We start from the raw sequence: 24,861 nt of genomic DNA, 5'->3' as shown, positions 1-24,861 counted from the left end.
GCGGCGGCGGTCAGTCCTCCGACGCGATGCGGAGCATGTGCTCCGCCTCCGCCCGCCGGGCCCGTACGGCCGAGCGGCCCTCGCCTTCGGCCTCCGGGGCGGCGTCCGGCTCGTCGTCGTAGCCGTCGTAGGACGACAGCACCACGCGCGCCCGTGCCCTCGCGTCGGCCGGGCGGCCCAGCTCGATCTCCAGCCAGCCCGCGCTCAGTTCGGCGCCCGTGCGGCGGTGCAGGGCGCCCTCCCCGAGCGAGGAGAACACCTCGGCCGCCCGCTGCACCCGCACCAGGGCCTCCTCGAACACGGCCCGGGCCGCGGGTCCTTCGGAACCCTCGGAGACGGATCGGGTCAGCAGATCGGCGAACTGCCGGTGTGTGTCGCCGAGTTCGGCGACGAGGTGATGCCGGGACTCCTCGTCGGACGCCGCCTCCCGCGCCGCCTCGCACGCGTGGACCGCTTCCGTCATCAGAGCACGTGCCTCGTCCGGGCCGCCCTCGGTCTCCAACGCCAGCCAGGCGCGGGCGCGCAGGGAGCGGATCAGCCCGGGGGCGTCGCCGAGCGCGCGCCACAGGTCGCCCGCGCGGGCGTAGGCCCGGTCCGCCTCGACGGGCAGTCCGGCCTGCCCGAGGGACTCCCCGGCCAGGTGGGCGAGGGTGGCGTGGTCGTGCTGCTCGGGCCAGTGCCGGGCGATCCCGGCCGCCCGCAGACGACGTTCCGCGGCCGCGCGGTGCTCGCCGAGCTCGCTCAGGCAGTCGCCGAGCCACCACAGCGTCTGCACGAGAGCCCCGTCGCCGTGCGTCTCGGCGGTCAGGTCGGGCAGCGCCGACTCCAGCACCTCCGCGGCCTCCGCCCACCGACCCTGCCGCAGCAGGAACCCGCCCAGCTGCTGTCGCGCCCAGGCACCCAGCGTCGCCGACTCACCCGCCTCGTCGGCCCAGTGGGCGGCCTCCAGGGCGTGCCGGGCGGCCTCCACGGCATCACCCCGGCCGGCCACGACCTCGGCGAGCTGGAGGTACAGCTGGGCCCGGCCCGGTGCTTCCAGGTGCGCTCCGCCGTGCTCCAGGGCCGCACGCAGCGCCCGCTCGGTCTCCGCCGCGTCCCCGAGGTGGTGGGCCAGGGTGGCCAGGCGGGCCTCGTACTCCACCGCGTACCACGGCAGTCCCGCCGCGACGAACGCCGCCGCGCCCCGCGCCAACAGCTCCGCGGCCCTCTCCAGGTCCCCGGCGAGCCCCGCCAGCTCCCCGAGCATCGCCTGCGCCTCGGCGACCCGCGCGGCCAGCCGTACGTCCTCACCGGCCCGGCCGTCGACGAGCGCGAGAACCTCACGGACGGCCGTCTCGGCCTCGGCGAGAGCGGGCCCGTCGCCCTCGCCCTCGTGCGCCCGGCGGGCCAGGATGCGCGCCCGGCTCATCACGACGGACGCCGTCTGCCGCATCCCCGTGCCCTCCGCGGCGTACAACGCGAGGATCTCGTCGTACAGGCCGGTCACCGCGGCGACGGCGCCGTCCACGTCACCCGCGAGCGCACGGACGTACGCCCCCCGCGCGCGTGCCGCGAGTGCCTCGCCCGGGTCGCCCGCCTCGGCGTAGAGCTCCGCTGCCCGCTCGAAGAGCGCGGTGCCCTCGGGGCCGAGGGACATCGCCTCGTGGTCGGCCATCTCGGCACGGTCGCGCGGGTCCAGCTCGGCGCCTTCGGCGGCCTCGGCTGCCGCCGCCCACGCCTCCACCGCGTTCGGCCGCAGGGTGTCCGACAGCCGCCGTGCCTCGGCCAGCAGGGCGGGCAGATCCGGCTGCCCGGCGGCGCGGACCGCTGCGGCAGGCGGAACGGGCGGGGGAGCCGGGCGTACCGACCGCACGCCCAGCGTCAGGCGTTCCGCGAGCGGTTGCCGCGCCATACGCGCGCGTGCCCGCTCGCTCACGTGCGCCGTGCCGTTGCGCTCGTCGAAGCGCGCCGCCAGGGCGAGGGCCTCCCCGCGCGCGTGCACGCCGAGTTCACGGGCGGTCCACTCCCGGCCGGCCGGACCCGGCACCTGCCGCTCGCCCAGCCCGAGCCCGGTCAGCCGGTCCATGAGCAGGGCCACCACGCTCAGGAAGTCCAGCCTGCTCTGCGGATGCCCGTCGTCGGTGAAGTACGCCGGCCGCTCCGCGAGCAGCTCCAGGCCCCGGGCCTCGTTGCCCGTCAGTGCGCAGAACTCCACGTGCTCCGCGTACGCACCGCGCATGCTCTCCATCGTCCGGACGAGCCGGAAGCCCCGCAGGTGGTTGGCCCGGGCCTCGTCCAGGCGGCCCAGCCGAAGCAGCGGCACCAGGGAGGACGCGAAGGCTGTGTGGGGCTCGTGGGCGCAGGTGTACTCGCCCTCCAGCACCGGGCGCCACAGCCGAAGCGCCTCGGCGTCCCGCCCCAGTTCCGCCTGCCACCAGCCCTGCCCGTGCAGTTCGCAGGCGTGGCAGTCCGCCATGGTGTCCCGGTCGGCGGCCAGCCACGCGGCGTACGCCCGCTCGGCCCGCGCCATGTCCCCGACGTGCGCGGCGACACTGTGCTCGACGCTGCGCACGGCACGCTCGGAATGTCCGGCGAGCCGGTAGCGGTGCTCCATCTCGCCGAGCCACTTCTCGATCGACGCGAGCGGGATGTGCGGCTGGTCGAGCATGCCGGCCGAGACCCACTTGAAGACCCAGTGCAGCGAGTGGGTCTCGTACTCGTCGAAATCCTCGGGCCGTTCGTCCCACATCCGCAGCAGCCGCGCGAAGGGGACGAACATCTTCCCCTTCTCGGAGCTGTAGTTGTAGACCTTCACCTGATGCCCGAGCGCCTCGATCACGGCCAGCGGGACGTTCAGCCTCTCGGCCGCCGTCAGCAGCTCCTCCGCACGGGCGTTGCGGGCCGGGCCCTCCGGCTGCCCGGAGTTCTCCGCCATCGCCGCGCGCAGGGTGTCGAAGTCCGTGATCTCGCTCATGCCCGACCGTCCTCGCTGTGGGTGGCCCACTCCAGGAGGCCGATGAACGCGCGGTTGAGCAGCGCCGAGTCGGCCGGCCGCAGCGGCCGCTGTGCCATCAGCAGCGCCTGCCCGTAGAGCGACTCCGTGGCGGTGCCGATCAGCTCCGGGCCGGGCAGCGCGCTGATCCGCCGCACGAGCGGGTTGAGATGGTTGAGCACCAGCCGTGCACGGGGTGCGCTGCCGCGCAGCGAGCCGAGGATGCCCGCCCACAGGTCGTCGGCCCGCTCCTCGGCGTCTGCCCGGGCCTGCTCGTGCCGGGCGTCCCGGTCGTCGAGGTGCAGCGCGGGCACGGAGAGCGGGTGGAAGGCCCGCAGGACGACGTCACAGCCGAGCGGGTCGAGCCGGGCCCGGGCCGCCGCCAGGAAGCCGGACAGGGCCAGCTCCTCGGCCGGGTCGACCGCGTCCAGGTGCGCGGTGACCGTCTCCCCGTCCAGCTCGGCGACCACGGTGCCCGGCCGCACCGACGGCAGCGCCTGCACCAGCTCGCTGTCGTAGGTGTAACCGCCGTTGACCACGCCGATGCCCTGGGCGGACGCGATCGGCGCGACCTGCCGGTACTCCTCGACGGTCCGCGTGAAGTGCACCACCGGGTGCCGCTGCGCGAACTCCTCCAGGGAAAGCCGCCCGTCGGTCGTCTCGAACGGCAGCCACGGCAGCATCGTGCGCAGCATCTCCCGGTCGTGCCGGGCCAGCGACTTCACGCCCAGGTGGTGCACCGACAGGAACGCGGCCAGCCGGTCCGGATCACCGGCCGCCAGGCCCGTCAGCCAGGCCCGGATCCGCTCGCCCAGCGCCTCCCGCACGCCGGCCAGCGTCTCGTCCTCGTACAGCGACTCCCGTGACGCCGTGGGCCGCAGACTGTCCGTGTCGAGCACGCAGCGCACGAAGAACGCCCAGTCGGGCAGCAGTTGTTCGGCCCGCTCGGTCAGCAGCATGCCCTTCAGGTGCACCCGGTGACCCGAGCGCTGGGCCGGGCTGACCGCCGACGGCAGCACGTACGCCACCCCGCGGATGCCGGCCAGCGGCACGGACAGGTCGATCGTGTCCAGCGGGGTGAAGCCGAACAGGTCGTGGCAGTGCCGTGCGAGGGCCACGCGACGGGCGGCCGGGCCCGGATACGGACGGTCCCAGGGCGCCGGGAGGTCGGTGACCGCCTCGCCGCCGACCCGGACGTCGTACGGCAGCAACGACCCGAAGTCCCGGGCCAGCGCCTCGACCCGCCCGGGCGCGAGCCACTCCGCGGCACCTGCCCGGGCCACCAGGTGCACCGTCGTGCCCGGTTCGGGCCGCTCGGAGTCCGGCAGCGTCCGCACCGTGTACGAACCGTCGTCGGACGCCGTCCACTCCACCGGCGGCGCCCCGGGCGTTCGGGCGCTGCGGCTGACGACCCTGATCCGCTCGGCGACGACGAAACAGGCCAGCAGCCCGATGCCGAACTGCCCGAGGAAGTCGGACCGCGCCTCTTCCAGCCCCTCGGCCCGCTTGGAGCTGCGCCCGATGGTGGCCAGCAGGCTGTGCACGTCCGCCTCGGTGAGCCCCACGCCGGTGTCCTCGACGCGCAGGGCCCCGCCCTCGGCATGCAGCCGGATGCGGGCAGGGGCGTCCGGCTCGTCCACCAGCCGGGCCGTGACGGCGTCCACGGCGTTCTGCAGCAGCTCGCGCAGATACACCTTGGGACTGGAGTAGAGGTGGTGGGAGAGCAGGTCGACCAGACCACGCAGGTCGACCTGGAACGAATGAGGTGACGGGGGCGACTGGGGTGCCGGGGAGGGCTGTGAGATCTGGGAGTCCATCATCACGGCGCCGGTGGGGGACTCGCGACGGCGCGGGGTCGGGCGGTCCCGGTGGGGCGGTGACCGCGAAGAGGGCCGGGAGCGCGTCATCCTAAGGCCCTGGTGAGCCGTCTGACCAGGGGTTTCCGGGATCTTTACGACGATCCGGCCGCGGGCCTGGAAGCCATTGTCAGTGGCGTGGTGTGCAATGGATCTCGTGCCCGCACTGGAAGAACCCCTGCGCCAGCCGCTGAAGTCGGTGCTCGGCCCCGCCACCGCGAAGGTGATGGCCGAGCACCTCGGCCTGCTCACCGTCGGCGACCTCCTGCACCACTACCCGCGCAGATACGAGGAGCGCGGCCAGCTCACCCACCTCGCCGACCTCCCCATGGACGAGCACGTCACGGTGGTCGCGCAGGTCGCCGACGCCCGGCTGCACACGTTCGCCTCCGCCAAGGCCCCGCGCGGCAAGGGCCAGCGCCTGGAGGTCACGATCACCGACGGCAGCGGCCGGCTCCAACTGGTCTTCTTCGGCGCGGGCGTCCACAAGCCCCACAAGGAACTCCTGCCGGGCACCCGCGCGATGTTCGCCGGCAAGGTCTCCGTCTTCAACCGTCGTCTCCAACTGGCCCACCCCGCCTATGAGTTGCTGCGCGGCGATCCGGAGGAGTCCGTCGAGACCTGGGCGGGCGCCCTGATCCCGATCTACCCGGCCACCGCCAAGCTCGAGTCCTGGAAGATCGGCAAGGCGATCCAGACGGTCCTGCCCACCGCCCAGGAGGCCGTCGACCCGCTCCCGGACTCCCTGCGCCAGGGCCGCGGCCTGGTCCCGCTCCCCGAAGCCCTCCTCAAGATCCACCGTCCGCACACCAGGGCCGACATCGAGGACGCCCGCTCCCGCCTCAAGTGGGACGAGGCCTTCGTCCTCCAGGTCGCCCTGGCCCGCCGCCGGCACGCCGACGCCCAACTCCCCGCCGTCCCCCGCGAACCGTCCCCCGACGGCCTCCTCGCCGCCTTCGACGCCCGCCTCCCCTTCACCCTCACCGACGGCCAGCAGCGCGTCTCCCGCGAGATCTTCGACGACCTGGCCACCGACCACCCGATGCACCGGCTGCTGCAGGGGGAGGTGGGTTCGGGCAAGGCCCAGCCCCTCGACGCGCAGGTGCTCACACCCATGGGCTTCCGTCGCATGGGAGAGCTGAGTGTGGGCGACGAGGTGGTCGTACCGGATGGAGGCATCGGGCTGATCGATGGCGTCTTCCCACAGGGTGAGCGCGATGTGTGGCGCTTGGTCCTGTCCGACGGGAGTTCCGTCGAGTGCGACGACGAGCATCTCTGGATCGTCGGCACGAGCTGTGGTGGGCACGGCGGCCAGACGCCCAAGGTCATGACGACCCGGGAGATCCGTCTCGACACGTTCGAGGCCAACGGGGCCTCGAAGTGGTACATCCCGCCTGCGCGGCCGGTCGACCTCGGCGGTGACGCCGGGCTGCCCCTCGACCCCTACCTGATCGGGCTGCTGCTGGGGGACGGCTCATTCCGGCACAATGTCCGTCTTTCCACCACAGATGACGAGATCCGTGAGGCGGTGGCGGCGGCAGTGGCGCCTGATTGCTCGCTGGTACCGGTGAAGGGATCCCACTGTGACTACACGATCCAGCTCGGGCAACGTGCCGGAGGCGTGCGGAATCCCGTCATCCAGGTCCTGCGCGAGCTGGGCCTCTGGGGAAGGACGTCCTCTGACAAGTTCGTCCCACCGGTTTTCAAGAACGCTTCCATCAAGGACCGTCTCGCCGTCCTGCAAGGGCTTCTGGACACGGACGGCACCCTCCAGGCCGACGGCATGAGCATCTCCCTCTGCTCGGCTTCACGCCGGCTCGCGGAGGACGTCGCATGGCTCGTGCGCTCTCTGGGCGGCCGGGCGCGTGTGCTTCCGCAGGAGACCGCGTACAACGTGCAGGTGTCGCTGCCGGACGGGTACGCCCCGTTCCGGCTCACCCGCAAAGCAGAACGCGTGCGTCCGAGGCCGAAGCACAACACGTTCCGGCGCGGCATCCGGGCGGTCGAGTACGTGGGGCGCAAGCCTGTCCAGTGCATCAGCGTCGCCCACCCCAGCCATGCCTACGTCACCGACAACTTCACCGTCACCCACAACACCATGGTGGCGCTGCGCGCCATGCTCGCCGTGGTCGACGCCGGCGGCCAGGCCGCCATGCTCGCGCCCACCGAAGTGCTCGCGCAGCAGCACCACCGGTCCATCGTCGAGATGATGGGGGAGCTGGCCGAGGGCGGCATGCTGGGCGGGGCCGAACAGGCCACCAAGGTCGTGCTGCTCACCGGCTCCATGGGGGCGGCCGCCCGGCGGCACGCCCTGCTCGACCTCACCACCGGCGAGGCCGGCATCGTCATCGGCACGCACGCCCTGATCGAGGACAAGGTGCAGTTCCACGACCTGGGCCTGGTCGTGGTCGACGAACAGCACCGCTTCGGCGTCGAGCAGCGCGACGCCCTGCGCGGCAAGGGCAAACAACCCCCGCATCTGCTGGTCATGACCGCCACACCCATCCCGCGCACCGTCGCCATGACCGTCTTCGGCGACCTGGAGACCTCCGTCCTGGACCAGTTGCCGGCCGGCCGCTCGCCGATCGCCAGCCATGTGGTCCCGGCCGCCGACAAGCCCCACTTCCTGTCCCGCGCGTGGGAAAGGGTCCGCGAGGAGGTGGAGAACGGCCACCAGGCGTACGTCGTCTGCCCCCGCATCGGCGACGAGGAGGACGACCCGAAGAAGTCCGCGAAGAAGAAGTCCCCCGAGGACGAGGCGGAGAAGCGCCCGCCCCTCGCCGTCCTCGACGTGGCCGACCAGCTCACCAAGGGCCCTCTTCGGGGACTCGGGGTCGAGGTGCTCCACGGCAGGATGCACCCCGACGACAAGGACGCCGTCATGCGCCGCTTCGCCGCCGGCGAGACCCATGTCCTCGTCGCCACGACCGTCATCGAGGTCGGCGTCAACGTCCCCAACGCCACCGCCATGGTGATCATGGACGCCGACCGCTTCGGGGTCTCCCAGCTCCACCAGCTGCGCGGCCGCGTGGGCCGTGGCTCGGCCCCCGGCCTCTGCCTCCTGGTCACCGAGATGCCCGAGGCGAGCCCGGCCCGGCAGCGCCTGGGCGCGGTGGCCTCCACACTCGACGGATTCGAACTGTCCCGCATCGACCTCGAGCAGCGCCGCGAGGGCGATGTCCTGGGCCAGGCTCAGTCCGGGGCCAGGACCTCCCTGAAGGTCCTCGCCGTCATCGACGACGAGGAGATCATCGCGCAGGCGAGGGAAGAGGCGGCGGCGGTCGTGGCCGGGGACCCGGAGCTGACCCGGCTGCCCGCACTGCGGACTGCGCTGGACGCCCTTCTGGACGAGGAGAGGGAGCAGTACCTGGACAAGGGGTGACGGGTGTTGCCCCCAAGGGGCGCGGGGAACTGCGCGACCAGCCACACTGATACCTGAAGCCGCCCACGACCAAGGACCACAGATGACCCGCGTGATCGCCGGCACAGCCGGCGGACGTCGCCTGGCCGTGCCCCCCGGCACCGGCACCCGCCCCACCTCCGACCGCGCACGCGAGGGCCTCTTCTCCACCTGGCAGTCCCTCCTGGGCGGCCCCCTGGACGGCGAACGCGTCCTGGACCTCTACGCAGGCTCGGGCGCCGTGGGCCTCGAGGCCCTCTCCCGAGGCGCGAGCCACACCCTCCTCGTCGAGGCCGACGCCAAAGCCGTCCGCACGGTCCGCGACAACGTGAAGAACCTCGGACTCCCCGGCGCCGAGGTCAGATCAGGCAAAGCGGAACAGATCATCCGCACGGCGCCCCCCGGCAGCCCCTACGACCTCGTCTTCCTCGACCCGCCCTACGCCGTCACGGACGACGATCTTCGGGAGATCCTCCTCACACTCCGCACGGAAGGCTGGCTCGCCGAGGAAGCCCTCGTCACCGTGGAGCGCAGCACCAGAGGCGGTGAATTCCGGTGGCCCGAGGGTTTCGAACCCCTGCGGGCCCGTCGCTACGGCGAGGGAACGTTTTGGTACGGTCGCGCCGCCTCTACGTGCGAAGACGCACGATGACCGGACCGGAGAGCGAGGGATCACAAGTGCGCCGCGCCGTCTGTCCCGGGTCGTTCGACCCCATCCACAACGGACACCTGGACATCATTTCCCGCGCCTCCCGCCTGTACGACGAGGTCTACGTCGCGGTGATGATCAACAAGTCCAAGAAGAGTCTCTTCGAGATCGACGAGCGGATCGACCTGATCCGCCAGGTCACCGCCGACTACGGCAACGTCCGGGTCGAGGCTTTCCACGGTCTCCTCGTCGACTTCTGCAAGATGCGGGACATCCCCGCCATCGTCAAGGGCCTGCGCGCGGTCAGCGACTTCGACTACGAGCTGCAGATGGCCCAGATGAACAACGGCCTCTCGGGCGTGGAGACACTCTTCGTGCCCACCAACCCCACCTACAGCTTCATGTCGTCGTCCCTGGTCAAGGAGGTCGCCACCTGGGGCGGAGACGTCTCCCACCTGGTGCCGCCGCTGGTCCTGGAGGCGCTCACCCGGCGCCTGCGCAAGGACTGACGCTCTGACGGTCCGTCACCCGGTGTCCCGGGGCGACCTCATGGCCGTACAGTCGTCCCGTCCGTCTCCAACGCATCTGTAGAGAGTGGCGAGCACACGGTGGACGTGCAGAAGAAGCTCGACGAGATCGTCTCCGCGATCTCCGGCGCCCGGTCCATGCCCATGTCGGCCTCGTGCGTGGTCAACCGCGCCGACCTGCTCGCGATGCTGGACGAGGTACGCGCGGCGCTGCCCGACTCCCTGGCCCAGGCGCAGGAGCTGATCGGCGGCCGCGAGCAGATGGTCGAGCAGGCCCGCCAGGAGGCGCAGCAGATCATCGAGAGCGCGCACGCCGAGCGCGGTTCGCTGATCTCGGGCACCGAGGTCGCCCGCCGCTCCCAGGCCGAGGCCGACCGGATCCTCGCCGAGGCCCGCCAGGAGGCCGAGGAGATCCGCGCCGAGGCCGACGAGTACGTCGACTCCAAGCTCGCCAACTTCGAGGTCGTCCTCACCAAGACCCTGGGCTCCGTCGGCCGTGGCCGCGAGAAGCTCCTGGGCACCGGCCCCGGCACCGACGAGCAGGGCTACGAGGACGAGGACGCCCCCGAGCGCAGCCACGACCCGCAGACCCAGCGCCGCAGCGCCGACGAGTACGTCGACGTCAAGCTCGGCGCCTTCGAGGCGGTGCTCGCCAAGACCCTGGAGGCCGTCGGCCGCGGCCGGCAGAAGCTGCACGGCAGGATCGCCACCGACGACCTCGGCTCCCTCGCCGACGACGCGAGCACCGTCCAGCACTCCAGCGACGCCGACTACCTCGCGGACCTGGCCGCCCTCGCCGAGGAGAAGCCCCCGGCGGCGCAGCCCGCCCAGCAGCAGGACTATGCGCAGCCGGCCTACGCCCCGGCTGCCGACTACGCCCCTGCGGGAGGCGACACCGCCCGGCAGCCCGATCCGTACGGCGGCTACCCGCAGCAGGCCTACGCGGCTCAGCAGGATCCGTACGGCTACCAGCACGCCGATCCCTACGCGTATCAGGGCTACGACCCCCAGCAGGCCGCCTACGACCCGAACCAGGTCCAGCAGCAGCCGCAACAGGGTCACCACGCCCAGCAGGGGTACGCCCTGGACGAGACCAGTCTCTTCGACACCGGGATGATCAGCGCCGAGCAGCTGCGGGCCTACGAGCAGGGCCGCGGTCAGGGCTGAGCCCCGGATTGGGCCGAGAGCGAAAGGTCCAGTATCCTGGCTCTTCGGTCGCGCGTACGTCCGCGATCAACGCTGCCCGGGAACAACGAAAGGCAGCGTCCCCCAGAGCTCAGCAGACCGAAAGTTGGAATGGCCCTGAACGCCCGCCTCGACCACCGCAACCCCCTCGTGTTCGACACACACGAGCTGGGCCGGCGGCCTGGTGCGCTGCAGCGCCTGACCCGCACGGTCGACGCTCCCAAGGACTTCGGTATCAAGGGAGTCATCGGAGTGCCGGAAGGCGCCCCGGTGGAGCTCGAACTCCGCCTGGAGTCGGTCATGGAAGGGGTGCTCGTCACAGGCACCGCCCGTGCCGCGGCCGAGGGGGAGTGCGTAAGGTGTCTGGAGCCGCTCGAGCAGCAGCTCGAAGCGGAGTTCCAGGAGATGTTCTCGTACCCTGACGCCGACGACCGGGGCCGCGTGATCGCGGAACCGGGCGACGACGCCGAGGACGACGAGGACAGGCTCTTCCTCGAGGACGGCTTGTTCGACCTCGAGCCCGTGCTGCGTGATGCGGTGGTGCTCGCACTGCCGATGCAGCCGGTGTGCCGGGAAGACTGCCCCGGGCTGTGCGCCGAGTGCGGCGCGCGGCTGGCGGACGACCCGGACCACCACCACGACGCCGTCGACATCCGTTGGGCGGCATTGCAGGGACTCGCCGGCACCATGAAGGACGGCGAGAAGGACGAGATGAGCGGCGCTGACGCGGAAGCGGGCGTCGACGAGAAGCAGGAGAAGTAGCCGTGGCTGTTCCGAAGCGGAAGATGTCGCGCAGCAACACGCGCCACCGCCGGTCGCAGTGGAAGGCTGCGGTCCCCACCCTGGTTGCGTGCGAGCGCTGCCACGAGCCCAAGCAGCAGCACATCGCGTGCCCGTCGTGCGGCACCTACAACAAGCGCCAGGTCCTCGAGGTCTGAGCGGCTGGTGAGAGGCACTGTGTCCACGCCTAAGAACAAGTCTTCCCGTGCGAGCGGGAGTGCTCCGGCGGACAACCAGGCCTCGTCCCACACGCTTCTGGAAGGGCGGCTCGGGTACAAGCTCGAGTCCGCCCTTCTGGTGCGCGCACTGACCCACCGGTCGTACGCATACGAGAACGGCGGTCTGCCGACCAACGAGCGCCTGGAGTTCCTCGGGGACTCCGTCCTCGGCCTCGTGGTCACGGACACGCTGTACCGCACCCACCCCGACCTGCCAGAAGGCCAGCTGGCCAAGCTGCGGGCCGCGGTGGTGAACTCGCGTGCGCTCGCCGAGGTGGGCCGCGGGCTCGACCTGGGCTCCTTCATCCGGCTCGGCCGGGGTGAAGAGGGCACGGGGGGCCGGGACAAGGCGTCCATCCTCGCCGACACCCTTGAAGCGGTGATCGGCGCGGTGTACCTGGACCAGGGACTGGACTCGGCGGCGGAGCTCGTGCACCGCCTGTTCGACCCCCTGATCGAGAAGTCCTCGAACCTCGGAGCCGGCCTGGACTGGAAGACCAGTCTCCAGGAGCTCACCGCGACCGAGGGGCTCGGTGTGCCCGAGTACCTGGTCACGGAGACGGGCCCCGACCACGAGAAGACCTTCACTGCTGCCGCCCGCGTCGGAGGCGTCTCGTACGGCACCGGCACCGGCCGCAGCAAGAAGGAGGCGGAGCAGCAGGCCGCCGAGTCCGCATGGCGGTCCATCCGGGCCGCCGCGGACGAGCGCGCCAAGGCGGCGAAGGACGCCGAGGCGACGGCGACGGCCGCGGCTCAGGCCGCCCAGACGGTCAGCGACGGCAGCGCCGGCGGCTGACCGACCGCCGCCCGCACCCGGGCGGCACACAGCGCACCCGAGCGCCCGCCCCTGCCCGGGGCGGGCGCTCGCGTCATCCACAGGTCCGTGACGGGGGAGCCCATGCCCGAGTTGCCCGAAGTCGAGGTCGTGCGGCGCGGTCTCGAGCGGTGGGTCGCCCACCGCACCGTCGCCGAGGCCGAGGTGCTGCACCCGCGCGCGGTACGCCGCCATCTCGCGGGCGGCGACGACTTCGCACACCGTCTCAAGGGCCACCGCATCGGCGTCCCCAGCCGGCGCGGCAAATACCTGTGGCTCCCCCTGGAGGACACCGACCAGTCGATCCTCGCCCACCTCGGCATGAGCGGCCAGCTCCTGGTCCAGCCGAACACCGCGCCGGACGAGAAGCACCTGCGCATCCGCGTCCGCTTCACCGACGCCCTGGACACCGAACTCCGCTTCGTCGACCAGCGCACCTTCGGCGGCCTCTCGCTGCACGACAACACCCCCGAGGGCCTGCCGGACGTCATCGCGCACATCGCCCGCGACCCGCTCGACGAACGCTTCGACGACGATGCCTTCCACCGGGCGCTGCGCCGCAAGCGGTCCACGATCAAGCGGGCCCTGCTCGACCAGTCGCTGATCAGCGGTGTCGGAAACATCTACGCGGACGAGGCCCTGTGGCGCGCCCGTATCCACTACGAGCGCCCGACCGCGACCTTCACCCGCCCCCGCACCCTGATGCTGCTGGGGCACGTCCGGGACGTGATGAACGCGGCCCTCGCGGTGGGCGGTACCAGCTTCGACAGCCTGTACGTCAACGTCAACGGCGAGTCGGGCTACTTCGACCGGTCGCTCGACGCGTACGGGCGCGAGGGCCTGCCCTGCCGGCGCTGCGGCACACCCATGCGGCGACGACCCTGGATGAACCGGTCGAGCTACTACTGCCCGAAGTGCCAGCGGCCGCCCAGGATCACGCCCTAGCGGAGTCGTACCGCTCGCGCGCGGCCAGCACCTGCTCCATGCTGCCCTCCACGCAGTGGATCAGGGCGAGCAGCCGCTCGGCCACGTCCCGCCCGAGCGGCGTCAGTTCGTAGTCCACCCGGGGCGGATTGGTCGGCTGGGCCTCGCGGTGGACCAGACCGTCGCGCTCCAGGGCGTGCAGCGTCTGGGAGAGCATCTTCTCGCTGACGCCGTCGACGCGGCGGCGCAGCTCGTTGAAGCGCAGCGACCCCTCGTACAGGGCGCCGAGCGCGAGGCCGCCCCAGCGGCCCGTGACGTGCTCCAGCGTGCCGCGCGACGGGCAGGCCTTGGCGAACACGTTGAACGGGAGGTCGTCGAGGTCCTCCGTGGGTCCCTGGGTCGTGGTCATACGCCCAGCGTACGCCAGCGCAGCGCTAACCAACAGATCGCACTAACCAGAAGTAAGCGCTAGTGGGCCGCGGCTCCTCAGGCCGGCCGGTGCCGTCAGCAGGGCCTAGTAGCCGAAGTTCTGCGTCCACCAGGGGCCGCCGGAGCCGAACTCGACTCCGACGCCCAGCGTCTTGAAATCGCAGTTCAGTATGTTGGCGCGGTGGCCGGGGCTGTTCATCCAGGCGTCCATCACTGCTGCGGCGCTCGCCTGGCCGCGGGCTATGTTCTCCCCGCCCAGGTTGGATATCCCGGCCTTCTCGGCCCGGTCCCAGGGGGTGCGGCCGTCGGGGTCGGTGTGGTCGAAGAAGCCCCGCGCGGCCATGTCCTCGCTGTAGCTCCGGGCCAGGTCGGTGAGAGCGCTGTCGGCCGCGACCGGGCTGCAGCCCACCTTGGCCCGCTCCTCGTTCACGAGGCTGAGCACCTGGGCCGCGGCGGCCGACTCCCCGGTCAGGGCGGCGGAGGCGTTGGGGGTCCTCGGCGCCTTCGTGGCCGTACGGGAGGGCGTGGTGTCCGGCTTCTTGCTCGGGGTGGCCGTCGGCTCCTTCTTCTCCGGGGCCTTCTCCGGCGTCTTCTCGGGCTTCTCCGGCGTCTTCGTCGGCGCGGCCGAGGTCTTCGAGGCGGACGGCGAAGGTGAGCTGGAACGCTCGGCGTCCCGGCTGGTGGACGTCTCGTCCCGGCTCTCGGCGCTGCCGGCGGTGCCGCCCTGCTCGACCGGGGCGTTCGTCGGCGTGTCACCGGCCTGGACCTTGTCGGCCCCGCCGCCCCCGCCGAGCTTGTAGTTGTCGAGGCCGGGCACCGCGCCCGTGGCGACCGCGACCGTGCCGAGGGCGACGGCGGCGGAGACGCCGAGCAGGCCGGTGCGCACCGGCCGGGCGGCCTTCTTGCGGCGGCGGTGGGAGCCGGCGCGCCGGGTGCCGCCGTCGGGGGTGAAACCGTCGGAGCCGAAACCGTCGCTCGAGAACACGGCCGTGTCCGTGAAGCGGTCACCGGCCGCGGAGGCCTCCGCTCCGAACAGATAGGCCTCGCTCCGGGCACTGGTCTCGGCGTACGCCTCCGGGTTCAGATAGGGCGCGATGCCCATCGTCGGGGCGTCGTCCGCGGTGGGGTACAGCGGATCGTGCCCCTCCGCGAAACCGTCGGCGTGGGTGATTCCCGTGGCGCGGCCCGTGGCGGCGCGGCCGGCGTCGGAGCGTCGGTGGCGTCCCATGTCCTGGCCTTCCTCGTCCTGGCGGTCGACTCGTCCTCGAGATCAACACCAAACTCACTCGATCGTGTGAGTTTCATATGAGATTCGTTGAGGGGGGACGGTACCGCATGGCGCAAGTGGAGGAAGTGCCCGGAGAGAGTTTGGGCGGTTAGGTTGCAGTCATGAGCGAGGATGTGCGACTGGTCGCCTGGGTGCGTGGACGCGTCCAAGGTGTGGGTTTCCGCTGGTTCACGCGGGCCAAGGCTTTGGAGATCGGCGGCCTGAGTGGCTTTGCTCTCAATTTGGGCGACGGCCGAGTCCAAGTGGTCGCCGAGGGCGGACGCGAGGGCTGCGAGGGCCTGCTGGAGTGGCTCCAGGGGGACGACACGCCCGGCCGTGTGGACGGCGTCACCGAGATCTGGGACACACCGCGCGGCGGGTACGACGGCTTCGCCATCCGCTGATCACGCCCGCCGGGCCGCTTCAAAGGCGGCCTCCCGGCGGCGTGCCGACAGCCGGCCGGAGAGGAAACTCGCTGGTGATTGCCGGAACCGCTTGCCTTGGCACGCTCCACACGCAAGGATGATCGCCACGCCCCGAGGGCCCCGCAGAAGCCGCAGTACGGCCGTTCCAGGCCGCGCGTGCCCGGACCGCCCCCCAATACGGGGCGTGATCGTGTTGACCGTCAAACTTTTTGGTGAGACGCTGAAAGCCCCGCGCACCTTAGCTGTTTGGCATGGCTGAACGGCAGTACAACTCCAGGCCCTGCCAAGACTGCGGGTGCGAATCCCTCACGACCCACACCGCAGCGGTCGGTCACGCATTGTGGAGGACCATCCATCATGGCAAAGGCGCTTCTCGGTTACGTCGGCGGCTCCGACCCGCGACTCCTCGCCGAGATGCGACGGCTCCAGCAGCGCGTCCAGGACCTGGAATCCGAGCTCGGACGAATCCAGGCTGAGAACGAGGCGCTCACGGCTGCCGCTTCTCACGACAGGATCATGGAGAGCGTTGACGCACACCAGGCGGAGCCTGCGCTCACCTGATCACTGCACCGCTCCACAACAGCACAGCAGTGGTTGGGCCGCCCGTCACAACCGCCTAGTTGTCAGAAGTGCAAGGGACGCCCTGTCGGCGTCCCTTCTTTCTTGCCCCCGCATCCTTTCACCGTCTTTAACGTCTGATGTGCCCTGCGCGTTCAGCGGCGAAACCGCGGGTTCATGGAGTGAGACACACCCGGACGGTAGAGTCCGGCGGCGTGCACCTCAAGGCCCTGACCCTCCGCGGGTTCAAGTCGTTCGCCTCGGCGACCACCCTTCGGTTCGAGCCGGGGATCACGTGCGTCGTCGGACCGAACGGCTCGGGCAAGTCCAACGTCGTCGACGCTCTCAGCTGGGTCATGGGCGAGCAGGGCGCCAAGTCGCTGCGCGGCGGCAAGATGGAGGACGTCATCTTCGCCGGCACCACCGGCCGCCCCCCGCTGGGCCGCGCCGAGGTGTCCCTGACCATCGACAACTCCGACGGGGCCCTGCCCATCGAGTACGCCGAGGTCACCATCACGCGGATCATGTTCCGCAACGGCGGCAGCGAGTACCAGATCAACGGCGACACCTGCCGCCTCCTCGACATCCAGGACCTCCTCTCCGACTCCGGCATCGGCCGCGAGATGCACGTGATCGTCGGGCAGGGCCAGCTCGACTCCGTGCTGCACGCCGACCCCATGGGGCGCCGCGCCTTCATCGAGGAGGCCGCAGGGGTCCTCAAGCACCGCAAGCGCAAGGAGAAGGCGCTGCGCAAGCTGGACGCGATGCAGGCCAACCTCGCGCGCGTGCAGGACCTCACCGACGAGCTCCGGCGCCAGCTCAAGCCGCTCGGCCGCCAGGCCGCCGTCGCCCGCCGGGCCGCCGTCATCCAGGCCGACCTGCGCGACGCCCGCCTGCGCCTCCTGGCCGACGACCTCGTGCGGCTCCGGGAAGCACTCAAGGCCGAGATCGCCGACGAGGCCGCGCTGAAGGAGCGCAAGGAGTCCGCCGAGCAGGAGCTGCGCAAGGCGCTCCAGCGTGAGGCCCTCCTGGAGGACGAGGTCCGCCGTCTCGCGCCGCGCCTCCACCGCGCCCAGCAGACCTGGTACGAGCTCTCCCAGCTCGCCGAGCGGGTGCGGGGCACGATCTCCCTGGCCGACGCCCGGGTGAAGAGCGCCACCTCGACGCCACCAGAGGAGCGCCGCGGCCGCGACCCGGAGGACATGGAGCGCGAGGCCGCCCGCATCCGTGAGCAGGAGGCCGAGCTGGAAGCGGCCCTGGAAGCGGCCGAACGCGCCCTGGAGGACACGGTCGCCCACCGCGCCGAGCTGGAGCGCGCGCTCACCGAGGAGGAACGGCGCCTGAAGGACGCCGCCCGGGCCATCGCCGACCGGCGTGAGGGCCTGGCCCGCCTCAGCGGCCAGGTCAACGCCGCCCGCTCCCGTGCGGCCTCCGCCCAGGCCGAGATCGAACGCCTGGCCGCCGCCCGCGACGAGGCGCAGGAACGCGCCGTCGCCGCCCAAGAGGAGTACGAGGCACTCAAGGCCGAGGTCGACGGCCTCGACGCCGGAGACGCGGAACTCGCAGAGCGGCACGAGGCGGCCAAGCAGCAGCTGACCGAGGCCGAGGCCGCGCTCACGGCGGCCCGCGAGGAGGCCACGGCGGCGGAGCGGAAACGAGCCGCCACCCAGGCCCGCCACGAGGCACTGGCACTCGGCCTGCGCCGCAAGGACGGCACCGGGATCCTGCTCGCGGCGAAGGACCGCCTCTCGGGGCTGCTCGGCCCGGCCGCGGAACTCCTGACGGTGACCCCGGGCCACGAGGTCGCCGTGGCCGCGGCGTTCGGGGCGGCGGCGGACGCGATCGCGGTGACCAGCCCGTCGTCGGCCGCGGAGGCGATCAGGCTCCTCCGCAAACAGGACGGAGGCCGGGCGACCCTGCTCCTGGCAGGAGATGACGCCCTCAGGGGCGCGGGGAACCGCGCGACCAGCCCCGACGCACCCGCAGTCGCAGGTCACACCCTGGCCGCAGACCTGGTCCGCGGCCCCTCCGACCTCATGCCGGCCGTCCGCCGCCTGCTCCAGGGCATCGTCGTCGTCAGCACCCTCGAAGACGCCGAAGACCTCGTATACAGCCACCCCCACCTCACCGCGGTCACCGCCGAAGGCGATCTCCTGGGCGCCCATTTCGCCCACGGCGGCTCCGCCGGCGCACCCAGCCTCCTGGAAGTGCAGGCGTCCGTCGACGAGGCCGCTGCCGAACTGGAGGAGCTGGCCGTCCGCTGCGGGGCGCTCACCGAGGCACAGACCTCGGCCGTGGCGCGGCGCAGGGAATGCGCCGCGCTGGTCGAGGAACTGGGGGAGCGGCGCCGGGCCGCCGACCGGGAGAAGTCGGGCGTCGCGCAGCAGCTCGGTCGGCTGGGGGGCCAGGCGCGCGGTGCCACCGGTGAGGCAGAACGTGCCGCCGCCGCGGCGGCCCGGGCGCAGGACGCCCTGGACAAGGCGCTCCAGGAGGTCGAGGAACTCGCCGAGCGGCTCGCCGTCGCCGAGGAGATGCCGATCGAGGAGGAGCCCGACACCTCCGCCCGGGACCGGCTCGCCGCCGACGGTGCCAACGCGCGCCAGACCGAGATGGAGGCCCGGCTCCAGGCCCGTACGCACGAGGAACGGGTCAAAGCACTGGCCGGACGGGCCGACTCCCTGGACCGGGCCGCCCGCGCGGAACGCGAGGCACGCGCGCGTGCCGAGCAGCGGCGGGCCCGGCTGCGGCACGAGGCGGCCGTCGCCGAGGCCGTCGGCGCCGGTGCCCGGCAGCTGCTCGCGCACGTCGAGGTCTCCCTGGCCCGCGCCGACGAGGAGCGCACCGCCGCCGAGGCCGCCAAGGCCCGCCGCGAGCAGGAACTCGCCCGCGCCCGCACCGAGGGGCGTGATCTCAAGGGCGAGCTCGACAAGTTGACGGATTCGGTCCACCGCGGCGAGGTACTCGGCGCCGAGAAGCGGCTGCGCATCGAGCAGCTGGAGACCAAGGCGCTGGAGGAGCTGGGTGTCGAACCGGCCGGACTGGTGGCGGAGTACGGACCGCACCAGCTCGTGCCGCCCTCGCCCCCCGCCGAGGGGGAGGAGCTGCCGGAGGACCCGGAGCACCCGCGCAACCGGCCCAGGCCGTTTGTCCGGGCCGAGCAGGAGAAGCGCCTCAAGGCCGCCGAGCGTGCCTATCAGCAGCTCGGCAAGGTGAACCCGCTCGCCCTGGAGGAGTTCGCCGCGCTGGAGGAGCGCCACCAGTTCCTCAGCGAACAGCTCGAGGACCTGAAGAAGACGCGGGCGGACCTCCTGCAGGTGGTGAAGGAGGTCGACGAGCGCGTCGAGCAGGTCTTCACGGAGGCCTACCGCGACACCGCCCGGGAGTTCGAGGGCGTCTTCAGCCGGCTGTTCCCCGGTGGTGAGGGGCGGCTGATCCTGACCGACCCCGACAACATGCTCACCACGGGCGTGGACGTCGAGGCGCGTCCGCCGGGCAAGAAGGTCAAGAGGCTGTCGCTGCTCTCGGGCGGGGAGCGGTCGCTGACCGCGGTGGCGATGCTCGTGTCGATCTTCAAGGCGCGGCCCAGCCCGTTCTACGTCATGGACGAGGTCGAGGCCGCTCTCGACGACACCAACCTCCAGCGGCTCATCCGGATCATGCAGGAGCTCCAGGAAGCCTCCCAGCTGATCGTGATCACCCACCAGAAGCGCACCATGGAGGTCGCCGACGCCCTCTACGGCGTCTCCATGCAGGGCGACGGTGTGTCGAAGGTCATCAGCCAGCGCCTCCGCTGAATAGGTGTCACGTACACCGGTCTCACCTGCGTGATCCTGCGGCTTCAACACTTGAACACATAGCCGACACATCCCTGCCTCAGATTCACGGGTCATGACCTATTGACTTCGAAACTTGAAGGCATAGTCTCGGCAACGTTCCTTTTACCTTCAGGTACCTTCAGGTGGCACCTCGAAGGGCTGATCCCCTCCGGCAGCGTTGCCGGTGGCCCGAGGAGTACACGTGACCAGCACAGCGCAGGCACCCAAGTCAGGAGCCAGGACGGCTCACCCCGATCATCTCGGGCACGTCATCTTCATCGCGGCGGCGGCCGCGATGGGTGGTTTCCTCTTCGGCTACGACAGCTCCGTGATCAACGGCGCCGTCGAGGCCATCCGTGACCGCTACGACGTCGGATCCGCGGCCCTCGCCCAGGTCATCGCCATCGCCCTCATCGGCTGCGCCGTGGGCGCCGCGACCGCCGGCCGCATAGCCGACCGCATCGGCCGCATCCGGTGCATGCAGATCGCCGCGGCGCTCTTCACCGTCAGCGCCGTCGGCTCCGCGCTGCCCTTCGCGCTGTGGGACCTCGCCTTCTGGCGTGTCGTCGGCGGCTTCGCCATCGGCATGGCCTCCGTGATCGGCCCGGCCTACATCGCCGAGGTCGCCCCGCCCGCCTACCGCGGCCGGCTCGGCTCCTTCCAGCAGGCCGCGATCGTCATCGGCATCGCCGTGTCGCAGCTGGTCAACTGGGGTCTGCTGAACGCCGCCGACGGTGACCAGCGCGGCAAACTGATGGGCCTGGAGGCCTGGCAGGTCATGCTCGGCGTCATGGTCGTCCCGGCCGTCCTCTACGGCCTGCTCTCCTTCGCCATCCCCGAGTCCCCGCGCTTCCTCATCTCCGTCGGCAAGCACGAGCGCGCCCGGGAGATCCTCGCCGAGGTCGAGGGCAAGGACGTCGACCTGAACGCCCGTGTCGCCGAGATCGAGGGCGCCATGAAGAGCGAGCACAAGTCGAGCTTCAAGGACCTGCTCGGCGGCGGCTTCTTCTTCAAGCCGATCGTCTGGATCGGCATCGGCCTGTCGGTCTTCCAGCAGTTCGTCGGCATCAACGTCGCGTTCTACTACTCCGCGACGCTGTGGCAGTCGGTCGGCGTCGACCCCGCGGACTCGTTCTTCTACTCCTTCACCACGTCGATCATCAACATCGTCGGCACCGTCATCGCGATGATCTTCGTCGACCGCATCGGCCGCCGGCCGCTCGCGATCATCGGCTCGGTCGGCATGGTCGTCGGCCTGGCGCTGGAGGCCTGGGCGTTCTCCCACCACCTCGTCGACGGCAAGCTGCCGGCCACGCAGGGCTGGATCGCCCTGATCGCCGCGCACGTCTTCGTCCTCTTCTTCGCCCTGTCCTGGGGTGTGGTCGTCTGGGTCATGCTCGGCGAGATGTTCCCGAACCGGATCCGGGCCGCCGCCCTGGGTGTGGCCGCCGCGGCGCAGTGGATCGCCAACTGGGCCATCACCGCGAGCTTCCCGTCGCTGGCCGACTGGAACCTCTCCGCGACCTACGTGATCTACACCGCGTGCGCCGCGCTCTCGATCCCGTTCGTCCTGAAGTTCGTCAAGGAGACGAAGGGCAAGGCCCTGGAGGAGATGGGCTAGTCCTCCCGAGACTCGGGGAGACGGGCCAAGTCCCCGCTGCCCCTCTCCCCGTGACCCGCCGCCGCCCCGGTTCGGCCACTGCCCGAGCCGGGGCGGCGGTCCGTCGTCTCACCCGGCCAGCCGGGGCAGCACCTCCTCGCAGAACAGCTGCAGGCTGCGCCACCCCTCCTCCACCGGCATCCCGCCCGCCAGCGGATGCAGGACATAGGACTCCAGCCCCAGCGCCGCGCACGCCTCCGGGGTGAGGATCCGGTACACGCCCTCCGCGCGCAGCTCCTCGACCGTCGCCGCGGCCGACTTCACCGCCGAGCGCATCCCGCCCGGCTGCCAGGCGGCGTACGTCCGGGCCTCGTGCAGGAAGTGCCGCCCGTAGCGCGCCCAGGCCCGGTCCGGATCCTCCGCCACGTGCAGCAGGGGCGTCTCGGCGGCGGGCATCATCACCCAGCCCTCGGTGCCGTACTCGACCAGCCGTTCCTTGTAGTACGCCTCCAGCTCCGGCAGGTGCGCGCTCGGGAAGAACGGCAGCCCGAGCCGGGCGGCGCGGCGGGCGGCCGCCCGGGACGAGCCGCCGACCAGGAGCAGCGGGTGCGGTTCGGTGCAGGGGCGCGGGGTGACACGGACCGTGCGGCCCCGGTAGGAGAAGGGTTCGCCCGTCCAGGCCGCCAGCAGCGTCTCCAGCAGCTCGTCCTGGAGTCTGCCGCGCCGGGCGAAGTCCACGCCGAACTGCTCGTACTCCTCGGGCCGGTATCCGATCCCGGCGACCGTCACCAGCCGGCCGCCGCTCAGCAGGTCCAGCACGGCGATCTCCTCGGCCAGCCGCAGCGGGTCGTGCAGCGGGCCGATGATCGCCGAGACGGTCACCGCGACACGCCGGGTCGCACCGAAGACGGCCCCCGCGAAGGCGAACGGCGACGGCAGCCAGTTGTTGTCCGCCCCGTGGTGCTCCTCCGTCTGCACGGTGCTCACACCCCGGTCGTCGGCGTACGCGGCCATCTCCAGGGCCGCCCGGTAGCGGGCACCGAGCGCGGCGGGCGTCGCCCCGGGGGCGACGAGGTTGAAGCGTGCGACCGTGACGGGCATGGGGGCGTCTCCCTCCGCCGGGCGGGTGTCCGGGGGACGTTAGCTGACGGCACGTCAGACATCCAGGGGTGCGGAGATCCGGTGGCGCCCGGCCCGGCGGGGCGGTGCGCGCGGGGTGACCCGGGCGCCCATGACTGATACTGGACCCGTTATGGACATCGTCATCCTTGCTGTAGTCATCGCCGTGGTCGTGCTCGGCGCGCTCGGCGGGCTCATCGTCGGCAGCCGGCGCAAGAAGCAGCTGCCCCCGCCCCCGCCCGCAGCGCCCGACATCACCGCCCCACCGGCCGAGCCGCACGTCGGCGACGAGGCCGAGACGCCGCGGGAGGAACCGCGGCGCACCATCGAGGAGGTGGATCTCCCGGACGGCTCGGCTCCGGTCGTAGTCGAGGAGCCGCCCGCCGAAGCTCCCGAGATCGAGATCCCGGAACCCACCGCCGGCCGCCTGGTCCGGCTGCGGACCCGGCTCTCCCGCTCGCAGAACGCCCTCGGCAAGGGGCTGCTCACCCTGCTGTCACGTGAGCACCTCGACGAGGACACCTGGGAGGAGATCGAGGACACGCTGCTCACCGCGGACGTCGGCGTGCAGCCCACCCAGGAACTGGTCGAGCGGCTGCGCGAGCGTGTGAAGGTGCTCGGCACCCGCACACCCGAGGAGCTGCGCACCCTGCTCCGCGAGGAACTGGTCACCCTGGTCGGCCGCGACATGGACCGTGCGGTCAAGACCGAGCCGGAGGACCGCAAGCCGGGCATCGTCATGGTCGTCGGCGTCAACGGCACCGGCAAGACCACCACCACCGGCAAGCTCGCCCGCGTCCTGGTGGCGGACGGCCAGAGCGTCGTGCTCGGCGCCGCCGACACCTTCCGTGCCGCAGCCGCCGATCAGCTCCAGACCTGGGGCGAGCGCGTCGGCGCCCACACCGTGCGCGGTCCGGAGGGCGGCGATCCGGCCTCCGTGGCCTTCGACGCGGTCAAGGAGGGCAAGGAGATGGGCGCGAACGTCGTGCTCATCGACACCGCCGGCCGCCTGCACACCAAGACCGGACTCATGGACGAGCTCGGCAAGGTCAAGCGGGTCGTGGAGAAGCAGGCCCCCGTCGACGAGGTCCTGCTCGTCCTGGACGCCACCACCGGCCAGAACGGCCTGGTCCAGGCCCGCGTCTTCTCCGAGGTCGTCGACATCACCGGCATCGTGCTCACCAAGCTCGACGGCACGGCCAAGGGCGGCATCGTGGTCGCGGTCCAGCGCGAGCTGGGCGTCCCGGTCAAGCTCGTCGGGCTCGGCGAGGGCGCGGACGACCTGGCGCCGTTCGAGCCGGAGGCGTTCGTTGACGCCCTTATCGGAGAGTGAGCTCGGCACCCACCGAGGATTCACCTACGAAAGCCGTACGTGCACGGCGAAGCGCCCGCCCCCGGGATTTGGTCGGGGCCGGGCGCTTCGCCGTGTGTGTCCGTTCGCCGTGTGGGCCTGTGTCGCGGCTAGGCCCGCGACCGGTGGGCCACGTACGCCAGCGTGCCCAGGATCAGGCGGGCCTCCGGAGGCCGGGACGCCGAGTCCAGGGCGGGGGAGCGCAGCCAGCGCACGGGGCCCAGGCCGCCGCGGTCGGAGGGCGGTGCCGTGATGTACGCGCCCGGGCCGAGGCCGCGCAGGTCGAGGGAGTCCGGGTCGTCCCAGCCCATGCGGTAGAGCAGCCCGGGCAGATCGGCGGCGGCGCCGGGGGCGACGAAGAAGTGCGCACGGCCGTCCGGCGTCGCCGCGACCGGTCCGACGGGGAGACCCATACGCTCCAGCCGGGCCAGCGCGCGGCAGCCGGCGGGCTCGGCCACCTCGATGACGTCGAACGCCCCGCCGACCGGCAGCATCACCGAGGCCCCGGGGAACTCGCCCCACGTCTTCGTCACGACGTCCAGCGTCGCCCCCGCCGCGAGAACCGGCGCGAAGTCGAGCGGATGGGCGCCCGGCTCGGGGCAGTCGCCGCGGCCGCAGGAGCAGGCGCCGGACGAGGCCCGGGCGCCCGGCACCACGTCCCAGCCCCACAGTCCGGTGTACTCGGCCACAGCCGTGCAGTCCGACGTGCGGCGGCGGCGTGAGCCGGACCGGATGTCGCGCATGCCACGGTTGATGCCGATCGTGAAGCCCATGCCCCCTCCAACGGGTCCGGCGCCCGGTGGTTACGCAGCGGACGCGGTGCGTGACTCTCTGTTTCCGCCTTCCCGGTGGCGGCCCGCCCACTCGGCGCCCGGGTGTGCTCGGGGTGGCGTGTCCGGTGACGCGCGCCCCCAAGTGCATCGCTGCACCCACTCCTGGTGGTGCTGTGTCAAGTGAATCGCGCCCAGGCGTA

General features: G+C 71.8%; 19 protein-coding genes. 13 read left to right on the top strand and 6 right to left on the bottom strand.

From position 1 onward, the window contains the following. Positions 1-10: 10 nt before the first annotated feature. A complete protein-coding gene (locus AB0F04_RS26305; protein ID WP_362045177.1) occupies positions 11-2,953 on the bottom strand; it encodes a tetratricopeptide repeat protein in 2,943 nt (980 codons plus the stop codon). Then, positions 2,950-4,788: an HSP90 family protein gene (locus AB0F04_RS26300; protein ID WP_362045530.1), complete on the bottom strand. Its 1,839-nt coding sequence runs from the start codon at positions 4,786-4,788 to the stop codon at positions 2,950-2,952. Before AB0F04_RS26300 ends, AB0F04_RS26305 begins: the two co-directional genes overlap by 4 nt. A 187-nt stretch (positions 4,789-4,975) precedes the next feature. On the opposite strand from AB0F04_RS26300, the gene AB0F04_RS26295 reads away from it, so the two are divergent. From AB0F04_RS26295 to mutM, 8 genes are all read left to right on the top strand, one after another. After that, entirely contained in the window at positions 4,976-8,209 is a 3,234-nt protein-coding gene (locus AB0F04_RS26295; RefSeq protein ID WP_362045175.1) for a helicase-related protein, read from the top strand. An 82-nt stretch (positions 8,210-8,291) separates the two neighbouring features. Next, positions 8,292-8,879, top strand: a complete 588-nt coding sequence (rsmD, locus tag AB0F04_RS26290) for a 16S rRNA (guanine(966)-N(2))-methyltransferase RsmD (RefSeq protein WP_362045172.1) — start codon at positions 8,292-8,294, stop codon at positions 8,877-8,879. Positions 8,880-8,905: 26 nt separating this feature from the next. After that, positions 8,906-9,385: a pantetheine-phosphate adenylyltransferase gene (gene coaD / locus AB0F04_RS26285; protein WP_362045527.1), complete on the top strand. Its 480-nt coding sequence runs from the start codon at positions 8,906-8,908 to the stop codon at positions 9,383-9,385. A 99-nt stretch (positions 9,386-9,484) separates the two neighbouring features. Continuing rightward, positions 9,485-10,570: an ATP synthase F0 subunit B gene (locus AB0F04_RS26280; RefSeq protein ID WP_362045170.1), complete on the top strand. Its 1,086-nt coding sequence runs from the start codon at positions 9,485-9,487 to the stop codon at positions 10,568-10,570. 129 nt (positions 10,571-10,699) lie between these two features. Continuing rightward, positions 10,700-11,350, top strand: a complete 651-nt coding sequence (locus AB0F04_RS26275; protein WP_362045167.1) for a YceD family protein — start codon at positions 10,700-10,702, stop codon at positions 11,348-11,350. Between the two features lie 2 nt (positions 11,351-11,352). Next, complete coding sequence (rpmF, locus tag AB0F04_RS26270; protein WP_003951102.1) at positions 11,353-11,526, top strand: 50S ribosomal protein L32; 174 nt, start codon at positions 11,353-11,355, stop codon at positions 11,524-11,526. A 7-nt stretch (positions 11,527-11,533) separates the two neighbouring features. Beyond that, positions 11,534-12,382, top strand: a complete 849-nt coding sequence (gene rnc / locus AB0F04_RS26265) for a ribonuclease III (RefSeq protein ID WP_362045164.1) — start codon at positions 11,534-11,536, stop codon at positions 12,380-12,382. Positions 12,383-12,484: 102 nt separating this feature from the next. Then, positions 12,485-13,345: a bifunctional DNA-formamidopyrimidine glycosylase/DNA-(apurinic or apyrimidinic site) lyase gene (gene mutM / locus AB0F04_RS26260; protein ID WP_362045161.1), complete on the top strand. Its 861-nt coding sequence runs from the start codon at positions 12,485-12,487 to the stop codon at positions 13,343-13,345. Here the strand turns inward: mutM and AB0F04_RS26255 are convergent. Together AB0F04_RS26255 and AB0F04_RS26250 are read right to left on the bottom strand one after the other, a co-directional pair. Next, the gene (locus tag AB0F04_RS26255) at positions 13,335-13,733 is read right to left on the bottom strand and encodes a helix-turn-helix domain-containing protein (protein ID WP_362045158.1); all 399 of its coding nucleotides are present in this window, start codon (positions 13,731-13,733) and stop codon (positions 13,335-13,337) included. The two genes, mutM and AB0F04_RS26255, sit on opposite strands and share 11 nt — an antisense overlap. A 105-nt stretch (positions 13,734-13,838) precedes the next feature. Beyond that, positions 13,839-14,981: a CAP domain-containing protein gene (locus AB0F04_RS26250; RefSeq protein WP_362045155.1), complete on the bottom strand. Its 1,143-nt coding sequence runs from the start codon at positions 14,979-14,981 to the stop codon at positions 13,839-13,841. 161 nt (positions 14,982-15,142) lie between these two features. Between AB0F04_RS26250 and AB0F04_RS26245 the strand changes: the two genes are divergently transcribed. The 4 genes from AB0F04_RS26245 (at position 15,143) to AB0F04_RS26230 (ending at position 21,439) form a co-directional block, all read left to right on the top strand. Next, positions 15,143-15,424, top strand: coding sequence for an acylphosphatase (locus AB0F04_RS26245; RefSeq protein ID WP_031108009.1), 282 nt, complete (start codon positions 15,143-15,145; stop codon positions 15,422-15,424). A 378-nt stretch (positions 15,425-15,802) separates the two neighbouring features. Further along, positions 15,803-16,006: a hypothetical protein gene (locus AB0F04_RS26240; protein ID WP_030852030.1), complete on the top strand. Its 204-nt coding sequence runs from the start codon at positions 15,803-15,805 to the stop codon at positions 16,004-16,006. 212 nt (positions 16,007-16,218) lie between these two features. Next, positions 16,219-19,797 (top strand): chromosome segregation protein SMC, encoded by a 3,579-nt coding sequence (gene smc, locus AB0F04_RS26235; RefSeq protein ID WP_362045152.1) that lies wholly within the window; start codon positions 16,219-16,221, stop codon positions 19,795-19,797. 223 nt (positions 19,798-20,020) lie between these two features. Continuing rightward, complete coding sequence (locus tag AB0F04_RS26230) at positions 20,021-21,439, top strand: sugar porter family MFS transporter (protein ID WP_362045149.1); 1,419 nt, start codon at positions 20,021-20,023, stop codon at positions 21,437-21,439. A gap of 108 nt (positions 21,440-21,547) precedes the next feature. On the opposite strand, the gene AB0F04_RS26225 is transcribed toward AB0F04_RS26230, so the two are convergent. Beyond that, complete coding sequence (locus tag AB0F04_RS26225) at positions 21,548-22,519, bottom strand: LLM class flavin-dependent oxidoreductase (RefSeq protein WP_362045146.1); 972 nt, start codon at positions 22,517-22,519, stop codon at positions 21,548-21,550. Positions 22,520-22,670: 151 nt separating this feature from the next. On the opposite strand from AB0F04_RS26225, the gene ftsY reads away from it, so the two are divergent. Next, on the top strand, positions 22,671-23,870 hold the full coding sequence (gene ftsY, locus AB0F04_RS26220) for a signal recognition particle-docking protein FtsY (RefSeq protein WP_355834917.1): 1,200 nt from the start codon (positions 22,671-22,673) through the stop codon (positions 23,868-23,870). A 128-nt stretch (positions 23,871-23,998) separates the two neighbouring features. Here the strand turns inward: ftsY and AB0F04_RS26215 are convergent, their stop codons facing one another. Beyond that, positions 23,999-24,661, bottom strand: coding sequence for a bifunctional DNA primase/polymerase (locus AB0F04_RS26215; protein ID WP_362045143.1), 663 nt, complete (start codon positions 24,659-24,661; stop codon positions 23,999-24,001). Positions 24,662-24,861: the final 200 nt, after the last annotated feature.

Source organism: Streptomyces sp. NPDC029041 (assembly GCF_040637515.1).
In the GTDB taxonomy this organism is placed as follows: Bacteria; Actinomycetota; Actinomycetes; order Streptomycetales; family Streptomycetaceae; genus Streptomyces.
This window is presented reverse-complemented; position numbering and strand designations above follow the sequence as displayed.

Bases quoted from the DNA above. Each gene is read 5' to 3' on its own strand.
- AB0F04_RS26305 (WP_362045177.1), bottom strand. From the start codon at position 2,953: ATGAGCGAGATCACGGACTTCGACACCCTGCGCGCGGCGATGGCGGAG.
- AB0F04_RS26300 (WP_362045530.1), bottom strand. From the start codon at position 4,788: ATGGACTCCCAGATCTCACAGCCCTCCCCGGCACCCCAGTCGCCCCCG.
- AB0F04_RS26295 (WP_362045175.1), top strand. From the start codon at position 4,976: ATGGATCTCGTGCCCGCACTGGAAGAACCCCTGCGCCAGCCGCTGAAG.
- rsmD (WP_362045172.1), top strand. From the start codon at position 8,292: ATGACCCGCGTGATCGCCGGCACAGCCGGCGGACGTCGCCTGGCCGTG.
- AB0F04_RS26275 (WP_362045167.1), top strand. From the start codon at position 10,700: ATGGCCCTGAACGCCCGCCTCGACCACCGCAACCCCCTCGTGTTCGAC.
- mutM (WP_362045161.1), top strand. From the start codon at position 12,485: ATGCCCGAGTTGCCCGAAGTCGAGGTCGTGCGGCGCGGTCTCGAGCGG.
- AB0F04_RS26255 (WP_362045158.1), bottom strand. From the start codon at position 13,733: ATGACCACGACCCAGGGACCCACGGAGGACCTCGACGACCTCCCGTTC.
- AB0F04_RS26250 (WP_362045155.1), bottom strand. From the start codon at position 14,981: ATGGGACGCCACCGACGCTCCGACGCCGGCCGCGCCGCCACGGGCCGC.
- AB0F04_RS26245 (WP_031108009.1), top strand. From the start codon at position 15,143: ATGAGCGAGGATGTGCGACTGGTCGCCTGGGTGCGTGGACGCGTCCAA.
- AB0F04_RS26240 (WP_030852030.1), top strand. From the start codon at position 15,803: ATGGCAAAGGCGCTTCTCGGTTACGTCGGCGGCTCCGACCCGCGACTC.
- AB0F04_RS26225 (WP_362045146.1), bottom strand. From the start codon at position 22,519: ATGCCCGTCACGGTCGCACGCTTCAACCTCGTCGCCCCCGGGGCGACG.
- ftsY (WP_355834917.1), top strand. From the start codon at position 22,671: ATGGACATCGTCATCCTTGCTGTAGTCATCGCCGTGGTCGTGCTCGGC.
- AB0F04_RS26215 (WP_362045143.1), bottom strand. From the start codon at position 24,661: ATGGGCTTCACGATCGGCATCAACCGTGGCATGCGCGACATCCGGTCC.